The organism is Archangium gephyra (assembly GCF_042230915.1).
GTDB lineage: Bacteria > Myxococcota > Myxococcia > Myxococcales > Myxococcaceae > Archangium > Archangium gephyra_B.
Genome location: NZ_CP102578.1, coordinates 4,536,425 through 4,551,333, shown reverse-complemented (window position 1 = coordinate 4,551,333; position 14,909 = coordinate 4,536,425). Strand labels below are relative to the sequence as shown.

Below are 14,909 nucleotides of genomic sequence, written 5' to 3'. Positions count from 1 at the left end.
GTCACGAGTTCGCTCATGCGGGGACACCTAACACCGCGGGAGGGCGCCCGCCACTGACACCGTGGATGTCCCCTCTCCCTCTGGGAGAGGGTCAGGGTGAGGGTCTACACGCGGGGACGACCCTCACCCCCCGCCCTCTCCCAGGGGGAGAGGGAGCAGGCGCGGCTCAGAGGATGCGGCGCGAGCGCGGGTAGCTGCCCAGGACGATGAGCTCGCGGCAGTGGGTCTGGGCCTGCTCGACGGCGGCGACCATGGCCGGGTCCTCCCGGTGGCCGAGCGCATCGACGAAGAACGTATAGGTCCACCGCTCGCGCCCCTGCGGCCGCTTGTCGATGTGCGAGAGGTTGATGCCGGCGGCCTGGAAGACGCCGAGCACCGACACCAGCGCGCCGGGCTTGTCGTCGGTGGTGAACATGATGGACGTCTTGTCATCGCCGGTCGGCCGGGCGTTCTGCCGGGCGATGATGACGAAGCGGGTGATGTTGTTCGGGTCGTCCTCGATGCGGGGGAAGAGGACGTTGAGCCCGTAGAGCTGCCCGGCGAGCGCCGTGCCGATGGCGGCCGATCCGGGCTCGGCGCCGATCTCCAGGGCCTTGCGGCACTCGTCGGCGGCGATCTGCGCGGCGCGCGAGCTGCTGGCCGCGGGCATGAGCTCGACGCCGGGGTACTGGGTGCTCAGCCAGTTGCGGCACTGCTGGAAGATCTCCGGCTTGGAGTGGATGCGCCGGACCTGGCTGGGCTGGCAGTTGGCGAGCAGCGCATGGTGCACGGTGATCTGCACCTCGCCGTAGATGGAGATCTGCTGGGCGTTGGCCTTGAAGGCATCGAGCGTCTCGACGATGCCGCCGCCCAGCGAGTTCTCGATGGGCACGAGCCCGTAGTTGACGTGCCCGCGGCGCACCTCGGTGAAGACGCCGCCGATCTCCCGCAGGTCCTCGTAGTCCACCGAGGAGCCGAACTGCTTGACGGCGGCGGCGTGCGAGTTGGAGCCGGGCGGGCCCAGGTAGCCGATGCGCAGCGGCTGCTCGAGCGCGAACGAGCCGCTCATCAGCTCGCGGTAGACGCCCTCCACGGCCCGGTCGCTCAGGGGCCCCTTGTTGGACGCCAGGACCTTGCGGAGCACCTCGGCCTCGCGGTGCGGGGCGTAGATGGGGGTGCCATCGGCGCGCTTGGCCTTGCCCACCTCGACGACGAGGCTCGCCCGCTCATTGAGGAGCCGGACCAGGCGCTGATCCACGGCATCGATCTTCCGGCGCAGTTCCAGGAGCCGGGCCGAGTCCTTGGGCCGGGCGGGCGCGGGCTGCTGCTTCTTTCGGGTCTTCCTGGTGGCCATCGGTCTCCAGCGCGGTCGAGCACGGAAGGTGGGGATTCTCTCTCAAGAACCCCCGGAGGCACACAGGAAGTATTCAACCCGGGGCCCCCGATACCCTCACCCCGCCCCTCTCCCGGTGGGAGAGGGAAGGAGGCGAGGGAGGCGAAGCGGGACGGGAAGGCCCCGGGCTCCGGCTCAGATGCTGCCGAAGGCGGTGTTGGAGATCTCCACCGAGGAAGTGTCCTCGAGGGCCATCATCCGCGCCGCCTGCTCCACGTTGGGCAGCACGTTGCGCGCGTACCACAGCGCGCTCCACTTCTTGCCCTCGTAGAAGGCCTTCTCGTCGCCCGTGGCCTTCTCGCCCAGGCGCTCGGCGATGATGGCCGCGTCCAGCAGCAGCCAGCCCACGGCCAGCTCCGACATCATGTTCAGGAAGCGGTTGGCCGACAGCGGGATGAGCGTCATCTTCGCCGGATCCTGCGACCAGCCCAGCACGGCCATGGCGCTCGCCATCACGCCTTCCTGCGCCGCCGCCAGCTGCTTCACCGCCTCGCCGTACACCTTGTGCTCGCGGTGGGCCTCGATGAAGCCGCCCACGTCCGCCATGAACTGCTGGAAGTTGGCGCCGCCCGCCTGCCCCATCTTGCGGCCCACCAGATCCATCGCCTGGATGTGGTTGGTGCCCTCGTAGATGGAGAAGATCTTCGAGTCACGCGTGTACTGCTCCACCGGGTAGTCCTGGCAGTAGCCGGCGCCGCCGTACACCTGGATGGCCTGCGCGCACAGCCGGAACGCCTGATCCGACGAGTACGCCTTCACCAGCGGCGTGAGCAGCTCCACCTGCCCGCGGTGGTAGGCCGACTGGTCATCGTCCTTGCCCGCCAGCATCTGCGCCTTGTCCGTGTGCATGGCCAGCTTGACGATGAGCGCGCGGATGCCCTCCACGTGCGCCTTCATCTCCAGCAGCATGCGGCGCACGTCCGGGTGCTCGATGATGGCCACGCGCGGCGCCGACGGGTCCTTCCACTTGCTCAGGTGCGCGCCCTGCTTGCGGTCCTTCGCGTACTCCAGCGCGTTGAAGTACGCCGCGCTCGCCAGCGCCACGCCCTGGATGCCCACCGCGATGCGCGCGCCGTTCATCATCTTGAACATCTGGCTCATGCCGACGTTCTCGATGCCGCCCACCAGCTCGCCCACGCAGCCGTCGTTCTCGCCGAAGTTCAGCACACACGTGGCCGACGCCTTGATGCCCATCTTGTGCTCGATGGAGCCCACCGAGACGTCGTTGCTCCCCGCCAGGCTGCCGTCCGCGTTGACGCGGATCTTCGGCACGATGAAGAGCGACAGGCCCTTGGTCCCCGGCGCCGCGCCCTCGATGCGTGCCAGCACCAGGTGGATGACATTCTCCGCCAGGTCGTGGTCACCGCCGGAGATGAAGATCTTCGTGCCGCGGATGCTGTAGGTGCCGTCCGCGTTCTTGCGCGCGGTGGACTTGGCCGCGCCCACGTCCGAGCCGGCGTGCGGCTCGGTGAGGCACATGGTGCCGCCCCAGGTGCCGTTGAGCATGCGCTCCACGTACAGCTTCTTCTGCTCCGGCGTGCCGCACTCGGCGATCAGCTCCGCCGCGCCGAAGGCCAAGCCCGGGTACATGTTGAAGGCCGAGTTGGCGCCCGAGAGGATCTCCTCGATGAGCACCTGGAGCATGATGGGGCCGCCCTGGCCGCCATGGTCCGGGCTCACCGCCACCGTCTTGAAGCCCTGCTCGTAGAGCTTCTTCCAGGCGTCCTTGAAGCCCTTGGGGGTGATGACCGCGCCGCCCTCCAGCCGGCAGCCCTCCCGGTCTCCCGAGGAGTTGAGGGGCCCGAGTACGTCCTTGGCGAAGCGGTACGTCTCCTGGAGGACAGCCTTCGCCTCGTCCGGTCCCCAGGCATCGAAGGGGGCCTGCCCCGCGACCTGGCCGAAGCCGAACTGCTCGAACAGCGTGAAGAAGATTTCCCGAAGGTCGGTCTTGTAGGTGTTGATGCCGGCGGACATGAAGCCCCTCCCGTACGTTGGTGGAGCTCACGGCCGTCGAATCGGCGGTCCGCGGCCCCACTTGGGACACACAAAGGTTACGTCGGTTGATTCGAGAGTCAATCCCGATTGACTCCAGAATCAATCAAAAGTGACGCCTTGCGTTGGAGCGGCGAGTGGCTGCTCGCCGCCCCGGGGAGGGGATGAGGGAGAAAGACCTACTTCTTCGTCGCCTTCTTGGCGGCCGCGGGGGCCTGGGAGGCGGCGGGCGCCGTGGCCGTCTTGGCGGCCGGCTTGGAGCCGGTCGTCTTCTTGCCGGACATGCTGGCGGCCCTGCGCTCGTCATCCTCCTCGGGCTCCTCGGCCGCATGGGCGGCGGAGGCCTGGAGGAGGCTCTCGCGCGGCACCTCCACGACGATGGGGGACTGGCCGGCGCGCTGCCGGTTCTCGTCCTCCAGCGAGTAGAAGAGCTGGATGGTGGAGTTGCCCTTCATCACCAGCTCACCGCGCTGGTTCTCCGCCCACAGCTCCACGTCTACGAAGTAGCGGCCCCCCTCGCCGTGCCGGTCGCTCACGCGGCCCTTGCAGACGACGGTGTCACCGGGCCACACCATCTTGATGAAGCGCACGTGGTAGCGGCGCAGCTGGCCGCCGCGGGCCCAGTCGCTGATGAGCTGGCCCAGCATGCCCATGACGAGCATGCCCGGGGCATACACGGAGGGCATGCCCACGCTCTTGGCGTACACCTCGTCCACGTGGACGGGGTTGAAGTCACCCGAGGCGCCGGCGTAGCGCGACAGCTGCACGCGGTCGATGGGGGCCTTGGCCAGCGCCGGCAGCTCGTCGCCGACACGGAGGCCTTCGAAATAGAGCTTGCGCGCGGGCATCACTGATTCTCCTTGGCGGCGCGGACGATGAGCGTCCGGCGGGCGCGGAACACGAGGTTGCCCTCCTCGTCCCGGCCTTCATCCTCGATGACGGCGACATCCATCTTCCCCGCGGGGCCGGTGCGCTCGAGCACGTCCGCCACCCGGGTGGCGACGAAGATGCGGTCCCCCGCGAAGATGGGGCGCTCGTACTCGAAGGACTGCTCGGCGTGCAGCAGGCTCTTGATGCCCACCCCCAGCAGCTCGCGCAGATCCGCCGCCGAGCTGAAGGACGCGGGGAAGGTTGGCGGGGCCACCACGGTGGGGTAACCCGAGGCCCGCGCGTACTCCTCGTCGTAATAGATGGGGTTGTAATCGCCGAGGGACTCGGCGAAGCGCCGGATGGCGCCCTTCTCCACCTCGTTCAGGAACGGCGGGGAGGCCCGGCCGATCGCGTTCTTGTCCAGCATGTCCCTCTCCCTTTGACCCTTTGACCCTTCAACGACCGGCCGGTAGCTCGAGCACGGTCAAGAGGCCGGCCTCAGCGGCCGTTACGCGCGGGGCGGCGTTCACCAGCGTGTGGGCGGTGGCCCGGTCACCGGGCACGCCCCCGCGAATCTCCAGCACCAGCTTCGGGTCCGCCTCAATCTCGATGCGATCCCCCGGATTGTCAGCCCCCACCGCGATGGTGAGCTCCAACCGAACCCGCTCCTGCCCTTCCTCCAGACCCACCGCGGACTGGAAGATTCCCGCCACCCGGCCCTTCTTCACCGGGAAGGCACCATCCAGGATGTCCTCCTCGGCGAAGACGGGGACGATCTCCTCCTCGAAGTCGTCGCAGTCCATGCCGAGCCCGAGCGCGCACAGGGCCGCGCTCTCCACCAGCCCCACGTGCCCCATCTGATCCTTGTCCACCAGGGCGAAGAACTCGTCCTCGGACAGGCCGGCGCCCACCTTGCGCTGCAGCGCTTCGCGCCGGGTGCGCGCATCCACCACGCGCGTCACCGTGGCATGGCGTACCGGGCCGCACGCCTGGCCCGCCACCGCCACCAGCCGATCCATCACGAAGCCCGGATTGACGCCGGTGCCGAGCACCGCCACGCCGGCGGCTTGCGCCGCGCGATCCAGCTTCTCGGCCAGCTCGGGATACTTGAGGAAGGGGAAGGCCAGCTCCTCACAGGTGGAGACGATGGGCAGGCCGAGCTTGAGCGCGTCGAGCAGCTGATCCATCACCTGCTCGAGCCGCGAGCCGGTGGCATGCAGCAGCACGGCGCCCTTGCGCCGGCCCACCGCCGCCTCCAGCGTGCCAGCCACCTTCACCTTCAGTGCGGGGCCGCCGAGCACATCCGACAGGGGACGCCCCACCAACTGGGGGTTGGCGTCCACGGCACCAATCAGCTCCACCTCGGGTGAGAGCTGGGCCGCTCTGGCGATCTCCTGCCCGATGACTCCCAACCCCATGACCACCACCGGGACCGGCCCTGCGGAGGCTCTAGGCATCGGAGAACTCTCCAAAAATCAAGGAGTTACACCACAATGCTGCAATGGGCGCACCATAGACCACCCCCAGCCGGACAGGCAAGCGGCTCGTGAGACCGGCCGATCCCCCCCTCCCAGAAAGAACAGAGGTTACGAGGGGTTGTAAAGCGAGCAAGAGTTCGAGCCCACACCCCGAGGGTGTGACCTTCTGGCGCAAAGCCGTGTATAACGACCCGGTTTCTTCGATGTCCGTCCCTATTTCGAAGGGTTGGGAGGCTGTGTTCATGGACCGCATCCTGGTGGTGGATGACGATCCCCTCATTCTTGCCGCGCTGTCGCGGATCCTCCAGTCGGAGGGTTACGAGGTCGTCACCCACACGGATCCTGCCCAGGCCGCCAAGGAAGAGGGTTTCCAGGTGGTGCTGACGGACTTCATGATGCCGTTGCTCAACGGCGTGGAGCTCCTGCGGACCCTGCGTGAGAAGAACCCGCGCGCGGTCCGCCTGATGCTCACGGCGGCGGCTGACTTCCGGACAGCGTCCGAGGCGGTCAACCGGGGAGAGGTGTTCCGTCTGCTGGGCAAGCCCTGGTCGCTCAGTGAGCTGACCAGTGCCGTGCGCCAGGCCTTTGAGCATTTCCGGCTGGTGGAGTCCAACGAGCGGCTCACGCGGGAGGTGGCGGAGAAGAACGCGGAGCTGACGACGATCAACCGCGACCTCGAGCGCATGGTGGTGGAGCGCACCAACGGCCTGCTGGATGGGCTGATCAGCGCGCTCGACTACCGTGATACCGAGACGCAGTGGCACTCGCGCCGCGTGTCGCTCTACTCGCGCCGCATCGGCGAGGAGATCGGCCTGACGCCCACGCAGCTCGAGGTGGTGGAGCAGGGAGCGCTGCTGCACGACATCGGGAAGATCGGCGTGAGCGACACGATCCTGCTCAAGCCCGGCCCGCTCTCGCCCGAGGAATGGGTGGAGATGCGCAAGCATCCCGAGTACGGGTACAAGATCCTCGCGAAGATGCCCTACCTGCACGAGGCGTCGCTGATCGTGCTGCACCACCAGGAGCGGTGGGACGGCAAGGGCTACCCGCAGGGGCTCAAGAGCAAGGACATCGTGATCGGGGCGCGCATCTTCGCCATCGCGGACACGGTGGACGCCATCACCTCGGACCGTCCGTACCGCAAGGGCCGGCCGATGTCCGTGGCGCGCGATGAGATCAAGCGCTGCTCGGGGACGCAGTTCGACCCGGAGCTGGCCGAGGCCTTCCTGCGCATTCCGGATGCGGAGTGGCAGCGCATCCGCAAGAAGGTCGAGGACATGGAGAACGCGGAGAACGCGCTCTGGGCCGGCTTCACGCCGGGCAAGGTGCCCAACCGCGTCGCGAGCTGAGCGCGTCTCTCACGGGAGCGCGCCCTTGCCCATGAAGGCGCGCAGCCAGGTCACCTCGCTGCGCGCCCGTGATTCCAGCAGTTGCTCCGAGAGCGAGCGCAGCGGCCACCGGCCGAGCGCGGCCCGGAGCGAAGTCATGACGGCCGCGTGCACCTCGTCCTCGCGCGCGAAGGCCTCCCGCTGATTGCGGCCGTGCAGCAGGCTGCCGGCCCCGGACGCCATGAGCGAGGTTCCCACCGAGTGCTCCAACAGTGAGGACTGCTCGGTGAGACGGCTTCCGATGAGCCAGAGCATGCGCCCCATCCTGCGGCGCTCGTCCTCGGAGAGCCGCTCCCGGGTGGCAGCGGCACGCCAGAGCAACAGGAGCACGCCTCGATGGCCGAGGGCCCGCTCCGCCACCGCGAAGGCAGCACCCCTGGAGCCGGGCACCGCCAGTTCCTCCAAGCAACGCCGTGCCTCCAGGAAGGGGCGAGTGAAGGAGTCCTCCTTCCAGGTGGGGAGCACCGAGATGGCCTCGAGCGCGTCCAGTTCCTGGGGCTCGAGCGGAGCCTCGCGCCCGGTTCCCACCAGGAGGTGGAACAGGCGGAGTTGCATGGCGCGGGGAGAAGTCCCGGCGAGCTGAGCAAACCGCTGGCGCAGCACTGACGCCGCCTCCTGCTGGACGGACACCGCGAGCCTCTTGTCGCGCAGCAGATCGAATGCCGCGACGAGCAGCGCGGAGTCATCGAGCTGCGGCACCTGCTGGAGGACCCAACGGGCACGCGCCTCGGCAGGATTCGGGGACAGCAGTGCGAGGGTGAGGCGCGCTCGTGAAGAGGGTGCACGCGTCCAGGCGCTCTCGAGTGCGGGTTCATCGAGAGCCGGAGGTATGGACTCCGGCAATAAGACACTCGCCTGCCGGTCCGGGCGGCCCAGCTCCGTCCAGGATTCGAGAAAGGCCTGCCCCCAACCCGCCGGAGCGGCACGCCGCTGATTCGCCAGGAGCTGCTCCAGAATCCGCAACTCCGGCTGCCCTGGAGCCAGGGCGCCCAGCCTGGCCAGGACATCCTGTGCAGCATCGAGCTCGCCCGCCTCCAGGGAGATGCACACGAGAACGATGAGCGCTGAAGCATGGTCAGGGACTTCAGCCAGGGCCGCGGTGCATTCCTCTCGCGCACGCTCCAGTTCTCCCGCTGCCGCGGCCCGAGTGTCGAGCCGGGTGTGCCGCACCGCACTGGAGAGGGCCAGCCCTGAATCTGGCGGCCTGCGTGCCGGGCGGGACTTCCAGAGGGCGAAGCCCGCCGAGAGGGAGACCAGCGGTATTGCGAGGCCCAGGGACCAGAAGAGCTTTCTTCGTGTCAGCCCCGTACCACTGCGTCCTGGCGTGGGGCTCGGAGGAACTGGATTGACGTTCATCATCGAGACCCGGCCTCCAGGTTGTTGGCCACCCCACGCAGGATAGCCAGCAGGAGCTCACCTCGGTTGAGACGCAACTCCCGTCTGTCCGAGACTCGTCGCGGTGGAGGAAGGCATGAGCCGTCTGATGCAAATGTCTGCACCACTCCGCTCCCTCCTGGTAGCCGCTGTGGCCCTGGCACTGACGACACGGTGCACCGAGGAGGACCGACTCGCGGGGGAAAGCCAGATCAAGGAGTGCCTATCACCACAGGAGATCAGAAAGCGCTGTAACAAGGAGTTTGACACGTGCCTCGATTCTCACATCCAAAGCACCCCAAGTGAAACGCGCGGACACAGTCTCTGTTGGCCCTGCAAGGACATATGCATGCAGAACAATGGTGTGTGGCCGGACAGACTCTGGGATGGAAGACCTTGTCGATGAGGAAGGTGTCCGACAGTTCTGAACGCCGGTTCGCGGAGGTAGCACGAGCGCTAGAGCAGACCCTTGTCGCCTCCTTCGACGAGTCCTTCGATGCATTGGAATCCAGGTTCAAGGCATTGGAGCGGCACCTGCTGCGATCGGTCGTGGTGACGGCATACGAACGACAGGAGGTACGACGGCGAATCGCCGAGGCGATTTTCACCGAAGCGTATGGGCACGATTGCCCGTGGCCGGTCTTTGAGCGCACCCTGCGGCGCATCCATCACCTGGGTTACTCGAACGTCGAGCGCCGCTACCACGTCGCTTGTCTGTATGCGCGGTGGTGCCAGCGGCACCCGCAGCACGACAATCGCGAAGCCCGGCGCATACTGGACGAGACTGAACGGAGCATTCGCCGCCTCCCTCACGGCAACAGCCTTCGCAAGTGGCTCCTGAGTTCCCTGTCGGAGCTACGAGTCCAGACGGGATTCCAGGCGGGTGCAACACCCCACCGGTGAGGAGCCCTCGACTCAGGGCGACACCACCACCTCCTGGAGGGTGTCGCCCTCCAGGAGGCGATCCACCACCTCCATGCCGCGCGTCACCTCGCCGAAGGCCGTGTAGCGGCCATCCAGGTGCGGCTGCGGCGAGTGGGTGAAGAAGAACTGGCTTCCCCCCGTGTCCTTGCCCGACAGCGCCATCCCCAGCACCGCCCGGCGATAGGGCCGGCGGGTGATCTCACAGCGGATGGAGTAGCCCGGTCCCCCCTCCCCGTCTCCGCGCGGATCTCCGCCCTGTGCGACGAAGTCCGGCACCACGCGGTGGAAGGTGATGCCGCGGAAGTAGCCCTTGCGCGCCAGCGCCACGAGGTTGCCCGATGTCAGCGGCGCCTCCGCGTCCAGCGCCACCGTGAAGTCGCCCTTGTTCGTGCGGAACGTAAGCGTGCTCCCCGCCGGAGCGGGCTCGGGACGGTGCACGTTGTCCGGCAGCTCCACATGCGCGGCCCGCACGGGCTGCCCCGTGAGGCCCGAGAGCGCCTCGGCCGCCACGCGGCGCACGTTGGCGTGCGGGTGCCCCAGCCAACCGCGCAGCACCGGCTCCGCGTCCTTCCCCGCCAGCTCCACCAGCCCCTCCGCCACTGGCGCGATGATGTCCGGCTCCTGCGCCACGCGCTCCGCGAGCGCTCGCACCAGCGGCAGCGCCTCCGCGTCCTTCAGCTTCCCGGCCGTGCTCGCCGCCGCCGCTGCCTCCACCAGATCTTTCCCACCGATGAGCGCTCGCACGGGACCGGCGGCCTCGGGCACCGGACGGGACGCCACTGCGTCGAGCGCCGCCAACCTCACCCGCGAGTCCGGATACGACAGGTACTGCACCGCGCTACTCGCACCTCCCCTGCCCTTCGACTGCGCCACCTCGCGCAGACCGAGTGACACCCGCGGCACCGCACGCACCCAGCCGCCTCCACAGCGCAGCACCTCCTCGATTGCTCCCGTCTGCCGGTCGAGCGCCGCCGCCAGCCGGCAATCGAGGTTCATCAAATCTCCCGAGGCCACCTCGGAGGCCGCGCCCGGCAGTGCCTCCTGAAGTGAGGACCTCAGTGCCACCAGCACCGGACGCCCCGCCTCGGGCAGGCCCTGCTGCGCCAGCGCGAGCAGTGCGTGGCCCGCCGCCGAGTCTCCTCGCGCCACGCGCCCGGCCTGGGACGACAGGGCCCGGAGCTGGTCCAACGGAGTGCAGTCTCCGCTGCAACGCGCGGCCAGCTTCGCGAGCGCCCGCGATGCCTCGGCCGCCACGCGTGGCACCTCGTCTCCCAACAGCCGGCCCACCACGGCCGCGTCCTCCGGACCCCCCGCGTCTCCGATGCCCTTCGCGCACAGTGCCCGCACGTCTGGGGCCTCGTCCCCGAGACAGCGCCTCAGCCATCCCAACCCCTCGGGACGCTTCGCGCTCGCCAGCAGATAGGCCCCGCCATGACGGGACTCCTCGGGCTGACCGGGCTGGAGCAGCACCGCCACCCGCTCCAGCGGAACCTCCGCCAACGACGCCCCCCGCCGCGCCGCCACCCCGAGCGCCACCGCCGCCCGGCCCGCCGTCTCCGGACGCCCCTCCGACAGCCGCTCCGTGAGGCGCTTCAGCGCACCCGGCGTGGCCAGCTTCCCCAGGGACTCGAGCAACGTGCTCCTCACGCCCTCGTCCTTCTCCGAGCCCTCGGCGGCGAGCAGCGCCTCCGTCATCCGCGCCTTCTCCGCGTCCGTGAGCGGCTCCCACGCGAGCGCCAGCACCCCAGCGGCGAAGGCGGCCTCGTCCCGCACGGGCACCTCGGCGGCGCCGAGCCCGGCCAGCACGGCCTCCAGCGTGGACGGCTCCTGGATGCGGGCGAGCGCGCGCAGGGCCCGGACTCGAACCGGTACCGAGCCCTTCACCGCCAGCTCCACCAGCCGCCCCTCCGCCAGCGAGCGGCGATCCTCCCAGACGGCGATCTCCTCCCCACCTCCCGCCCCCGGCGCGGACGGCACGGAGCGGACACAACCCGAGAGCACGAGCCCCCACAGCAGGCAGACAGGCACGGCGGCGCGCAGAGAATCCATGGGGCCCCGCCTAGGCCAATTCCCCGCGAAAATCCAGGGGTTAGCCCGTAAGCCGTTTGACTTGGGGCACCGGCCACCAGAAGATGAGCGGCGCTTCCCAGACTCAAGGAGCGCCGGTCCTGAACTGCCCTGGCTGTGGCACCAAGGTCGCGGATGGCACCTCCATCTGCCCCTCGTGCGACTACATCATCGACGCCTCGTTCATCTCGACGGACGCCCCCCAGGACCCGGGCGACGGCGCGGAGGCCGCTCCGCCCCCGCCTCGCAAGCAGACCGCGTCCCGTCCGGCCGTGCGCACCAGCCCGGGTGCGCGCTCGGCCACCGGCTCCCGTCCCGCCGTCCGCACCGCCTCCGGCGCTCGCCCCCGCGTCCCCACCTCCCCGGGGACCCGCCCCTCCGCTCCGGCTCCGGCCGACGCCGACGAGGACGCCACCAACATCAACATCCGGACCGTGCCGGTCGTCGCCGATGAGGACGCCACCAACATCCGGCCCATGGAGGACATCCTCCGCAACGCGCCCCCCCGCGCCACGGGCGCTCGCGCCGCCACCGGCTCCCGCCCCGCCGCGCGCCCCAGCGGCACGGGGCCCCGTCCCGCGGCTCCCGCTCCCCGGCGCGCGCCACAGCAGACCGAGCTCGACCCCGCCGACATCAACTACGTCCCCACCCGCGACCTCTCCGGCACCAACACCGGCACCGGGCAGATCGTCGCCCCCGAGCAGGTCATCGAGGACTTCCGCGACTTCATGGGCGTGCTGGGCCGCTCCGACAAGTTCGCCTTCGTCGGCGCCGCCACCATCCTCGTCTCGGCCTTCCTCCCCTGGAAGGAGACGGCCGCCGAGGGCGACATCCTCGGCCTCATGAGCCTCGGCCTCGTCGCCGTCCTCGCGGCCGTCGGCATCATCGGCTCCATCGCCGTGCGCGTGCGCCGGCTCATGCCCAACCTCAACGTGCTCATCCCCTGGTTGGCGCAGCTCGGCCTGTCCGTGTTCTGCATCCTCTGGTGCATCGTCTTCATGAAGATCTCGTACGACGCCACCGAGGTGCCCTCGCCCATGGGCAACGCCACCATCATGAACTCCACCCCCAGCTTCGGCGTGTTCCTCGGCCTCATGGGCGCGCTGACGAGCCTGGCGGGCACGCTGCTCGGCCTCAAGGAGAAGCCCGTCTCATGACGCCGTCCCCCTCCGCCGCGGCCGCCCCGCCCTCCGGAGATCCCCCCCTGCGGCGCCTCCTCCAGGCGCTGGAGAGCACGGTGCTCGGTCAGCCGCAGGTGGTGGCGGACTTGGTCACCGCCTTCCTCGCGCGCGGCCATGTGCTGCTGGAGGGAGTCCCCGGCGTGGCCAAGACGCTCACCGCGCGCAGCATCGCCTCCGCGCTCGGGCTCGGCTTCACCCGCGTCCAGTTCACCCCGGACCTCATGCCGAGCGACATCCTCGGCACCAACGTCTTCCGGCCCCAGGACAACGCCTTCCAGCTGGTGAAGGGCCCCGTCTTCACCGAGGTGCTGGTCGCGGATGAGATCAACCGCACCCCGCCCAAGACGCAAGCCGCGCTGCTGGAGGCCATGGAGGAGCGGCAGGTCACCATCGACGGCACCACGCACCCGCTGCCGGCGCACTTCTTCGTGGTGGCCACGCAGAACCCGCTGGAGCTGGAGGGCACCTACCCGCTGCCCGAGGCCCAGCTGGACCGCTTCCTCATGAGGGTGCGCGTGGGCTACCCGCCGCCCGAGGCCGAGCTGGACATGGTGCGCGGCTTCCACCAGCGCGCGGGCAAGGCCGCCCAGGTGGAGCGCGTGCTGGACACCCCCACCCTCCTGGAGCTGCAGGCACGGGCCGCGAGCGTCGCCTGCGACGAGTCCGTGCTCGCCTACGCCGTGCGGCTCATCCGCGAGACGCGCGCCAACCCCCGCGTGCGACTGGGCGCTTCCCCGCGCTCGGCGCAGGCGCTGCTGGCGGCGGCCAAGGCCCGGGCGGCCCTCAACGGCGGCGACTTCGTCACCCCGGACGACGTGAAGGCCGTCTGCCCCAGCGTCCTCAACCACCGCCTGCTGCTCAAGGCCGAGGCGGAGGTGGAGGGCCTCACCGCGGACGACGTGCTCCGCCAGACGTTGGAGCGCGTCCAGGTCCCCCGGTGAGCCCCGGCCGGCCCGTCCCCACGGGGCTCGCCGTGGCGCTCGTCGCGGCGGCCCTCGTGCCCGCGGCCCTGGCCGTGGCCGGCTCCGTCTTCGTGTGGCTCGCCGTCGCGCTGGACGCGGCGGTGCTGCTGCTGTGCGCCTTCGACTTCCTCTCCGCCCCGCGCGTCTCGGACGTGGAGGTGCGGCGCGCGGTGGAGCCCGTGCTCTCCTCGGGCAGCGCCAACCCGGTGCGCCTGGAGCTCAGCCTGCGCGGCTCGCGGCCCGTGCGCGGGCTGGTGCGTGACGAAGTGCCTCCGGGCGTGGACGTGCGCGGACACCAGCAGCCCTTCGCCCTCTCGCCGGACGCGCCCCGCGCCACCCTCTCCTACGCCCTCACCCCACCCGCCCGGGGAGATCTGCGCCTCGGGGACGTGCACCTGCGCCTGCTCGGGCCCCTGGGCTTGTGCGCGCGCCAGGTGCGGCTCCCCGCGGCCCAGACCGTGAAGGTGTACCCGGACCTCACCGCCCTCACACGCGAGGCGCTGGCACTCGCCATGGCCTCGGATGCCCCCGCCGAGCGCACCCTGCGCCGCTCCGCCGAGGGCCGCGAGTTCGAGTCCCTGCGCGAGTACCGCACCGGCGATGACTACCGCACCGTGGACTGGAAGGCCTCGGCGCGCCGGGCCCGCACCATGGTGCGGGTGTACCAGCCCGAGCGGAACCAGCCCGTGCTGCTGCTGCTCGACTGCGGGCGTCACATGGCCGGCCGGGTGGATGGCCGCCGCAAGCTGGACCACGCCGTGGACGCGGCGCTGCGCCTGGCCAAGGTGAGCCTGGACGCGGGCGACATGGTGGGCGTGCTCGCCTTCGCCAGCGACGTGCGCGCCTACCTCCCCCCGCGCAAGGGCCACGAGCACCTGCGCCTGCTCACCGAGGCCCTCTACCGCGCCGAGGCCGCCCTCGAGGAGAGCGACTACGGCCGCGCCTACGACTTCGCCTTCGCCCGCTCCTCGCGCCGCTCGCTGGTGGTGCTCTTCACGGACCTGGTGGACCCGGACGCCTCGGGCACCCTGCTGGCCCGCACGCTCGCCCTGCGCCCCCGTCACCTGCCCGTGGTGGCCTCGCTCCTGGACCCGGACCTCCAGGCCGCCGCCACCGCCATCCCCTCCTCCGAGCAGGACGCCTACGCACGCCAGGCCGCCGCCCGCCTCGAGGAGGACTACCAGCGCACGGCCCTCACCCTCCGGGACTCGGGAGCGCTCGTGGTGCGCGCTCCCGCGAAGGGCTTCGGCGCCGCTGCCGTGAACACGTATCTGCACGTGAAGGCGCGCGGCCTGCTGTAA

Annotated in this window: 12 protein-coding genes; 5 read left to right on the top strand and 7 right to left on the bottom strand. The window is 69.9% G+C overall.

Translation table 11 applies throughout. From position 1 onward, the window contains the following. Positions 1-166 precede the first annotated feature (166 nt). The 5 genes from pheA to NR798_RS18240 all read right to left on the bottom strand — a co-directional run bounded on the left by pheA (position 167) and on the right by NR798_RS18240 (position 5,691). Positions 167-1,333 (bottom strand): chorismate mutase, encoded by a 1,167-nt coding sequence (gene pheA, locus NR798_RS18260; protein WP_375772759.1) that lies wholly within the window; start codon positions 1,331-1,333, stop codon positions 167-169. Between the two features lie 174 nt (positions 1,334-1,507). Then, positions 1,508-3,346: an acyl-CoA dehydrogenase gene (locus NR798_RS18255; RefSeq protein WP_375772758.1), complete on the bottom strand. Its 1,839-nt coding sequence runs from the start codon at positions 3,344-3,346 to the stop codon at positions 1,508-1,510. 197 nt (positions 3,347-3,543) lie between these two features. Then, positions 3,544-4,212 carry a MaoC family dehydratase gene (locus NR798_RS18250; RefSeq protein ID WP_375772757.1) on the bottom strand — a complete coding sequence of 223 codons (669 nt, stop codon included), beginning with the start codon at positions 4,210-4,212 and terminating at the stop codon, positions 3,544-3,546. Next, complete coding sequence (locus NR798_RS18245) at positions 4,212-4,661, bottom strand: MaoC family dehydratase N-terminal domain-containing protein (protein WP_375772756.1); 450 nt, start codon at positions 4,659-4,661, stop codon at positions 4,212-4,214. The genes NR798_RS18250 and NR798_RS18245 overlap by 1 nt, the downstream gene beginning before the upstream one ends. A gap of 28 nt (positions 4,662-4,689) precedes the next feature. Further along, positions 4,690-5,691: a dihydrodipicolinate reductase gene (locus NR798_RS18240; protein ID WP_375772755.1), complete on the bottom strand. Its 1,002-nt coding sequence runs from the start codon at positions 5,689-5,691 to the stop codon at positions 4,690-4,692. Between the two features lie 263 nt (positions 5,692-5,954). On the opposite strand from NR798_RS18240, the gene NR798_RS18235 reads away from it, so the two are divergent. Next, entirely contained in the window at positions 5,955-7,061 is a 1,107-nt protein-coding gene (locus NR798_RS18235) for an HD domain-containing phosphohydrolase (RefSeq protein ID WP_375772754.1), read from the top strand. Positions 7,062-7,070: 9 nt separating this feature from the next. Here NR798_RS18235 and NR798_RS18230 read toward each other — a convergent pair whose 3' ends face one another. Next, positions 7,071-8,456 (bottom strand): tetratricopeptide repeat protein, encoded by a 1,386-nt coding sequence (locus tag NR798_RS18230; RefSeq protein WP_375773787.1) that lies wholly within the window; start codon positions 8,454-8,456, stop codon positions 7,071-7,073. 420 nt (positions 8,457-8,876) lie between these two features. Between NR798_RS18230 and NR798_RS18225 the strand changes: the two genes are divergently transcribed. Then, a complete protein-coding gene (locus tag NR798_RS18225; RefSeq protein WP_375772753.1) occupies positions 8,877-9,377 on the top strand; it encodes a hypothetical protein in 501 nt (166 codons plus the stop codon). Positions 9,378-9,389: 12 nt separating this feature from the next. Here the strand turns inward: NR798_RS18225 and NR798_RS18220 are convergent, their stop codons facing one another. Continuing rightward, entirely contained in the window at positions 9,390-11,447 is a 2,058-nt protein-coding gene (locus tag NR798_RS18220; protein WP_375772752.1) for a peptidylprolyl isomerase, read from the bottom strand. Positions 11,448-11,530: 83 nt separating this feature from the next. On the opposite strand from NR798_RS18220, the gene NR798_RS18215 reads away from it, so the two are divergent. Genes NR798_RS18215 through NR798_RS18205 form a run of 3 tightly spaced genes read left to right on the top strand, consistent with a single transcriptional unit; the run spans position 11,531 to position 14,909 of the window. Further along, positions 11,531-12,622: a hypothetical protein gene (locus NR798_RS18215; RefSeq protein WP_375772751.1), complete on the top strand. Its 1,092-nt coding sequence runs from the start codon at positions 11,531-11,533 to the stop codon at positions 12,620-12,622. Next, complete coding sequence (locus tag NR798_RS18210; RefSeq protein WP_375772750.1) at positions 12,619-13,587, top strand: AAA family ATPase; 969 nt, start codon at positions 12,619-12,621, stop codon at positions 13,585-13,587. Before NR798_RS18215 ends, NR798_RS18210 begins: the two co-directional genes overlap by 4 nt. After that, the gene (locus NR798_RS18205; RefSeq protein WP_375772749.1) at positions 13,584-14,909 is read left to right on the top strand and encodes a DUF58 domain-containing protein; all 1,326 of its coding nucleotides are present in this window, start codon (positions 13,584-13,586) and stop codon (positions 14,907-14,909) included. Before NR798_RS18210 ends, NR798_RS18205 begins: the two co-directional genes overlap by 4 nt.

What these genes read in the sequence shown, in the direction of transcription:
- pheA (WP_375772759.1), bottom strand. Translation starts at nt 1,333, where the DNA reads ATGGCCACCAGGAAGACCCGAAAGAAGCAGCAGCCCGCGCCCGCCCGG.
- NR798_RS18255 (WP_375772758.1), bottom strand. Translation starts at nt 3,346, where the DNA reads ATGTCCGCCGGCATCAACACCTACAAGACCGACCTTCGGGAAATCTTC.
- NR798_RS18250 (WP_375772757.1), bottom strand. Translation starts at nt 4,212, where the DNA reads ATGCCCGCGCGCAAGCTCTATTTCGAAGGCCTCCGTGTCGGCGACGAG.
- NR798_RS18245 (WP_375772756.1), bottom strand. Translation starts at nt 4,661, where the DNA reads ATGCTGGACAAGAACGCGATCGGCCGGGCCTCCCCGCCGTTCCTGAAC.
- NR798_RS18240 (WP_375772755.1), bottom strand. Translation starts at nt 5,691, where the DNA reads ATGCCTAGAGCCTCCGCAGGGCCGGTCCCGGTGGTGGTCATGGGGTTG.
- NR798_RS18235 (WP_375772754.1), top strand. Translation starts at nt 5,955, where the DNA reads ATGGACCGCATCCTGGTGGTGGATGACGATCCCCTCATTCTTGCCGCG.
- NR798_RS18230 (WP_375773787.1), bottom strand. Translation starts at nt 8,456, where the DNA reads ATGAACGTCAATCCAGTTCCTCCGAGCCCCACGCCAGGACGCAGTGGT.
- NR798_RS18225 (WP_375772753.1), top strand. Translation starts at nt 8,877, where the DNA reads ATGAGGAAGGTGTCCGACAGTTCTGAACGCCGGTTCGCGGAGGTAGCA.
- NR798_RS18220 (WP_375772752.1), bottom strand. Translation starts at nt 11,447, where the DNA reads ATGGATTCTCTGCGCGCCGCCGTGCCTGTCTGCCTGCTGTGGGGGCTC.
- NR798_RS18215 (WP_375772751.1), top strand. Translation starts at nt 11,531, where the DNA reads ATGAGCGGCGCTTCCCAGACTCAAGGAGCGCCGGTCCTGAACTGCCCT.
- NR798_RS18210 (WP_375772750.1), top strand. Translation starts at nt 12,619, where the DNA reads ATGACGCCGTCCCCCTCCGCCGCGGCCGCCCCGCCCTCCGGAGATCCC.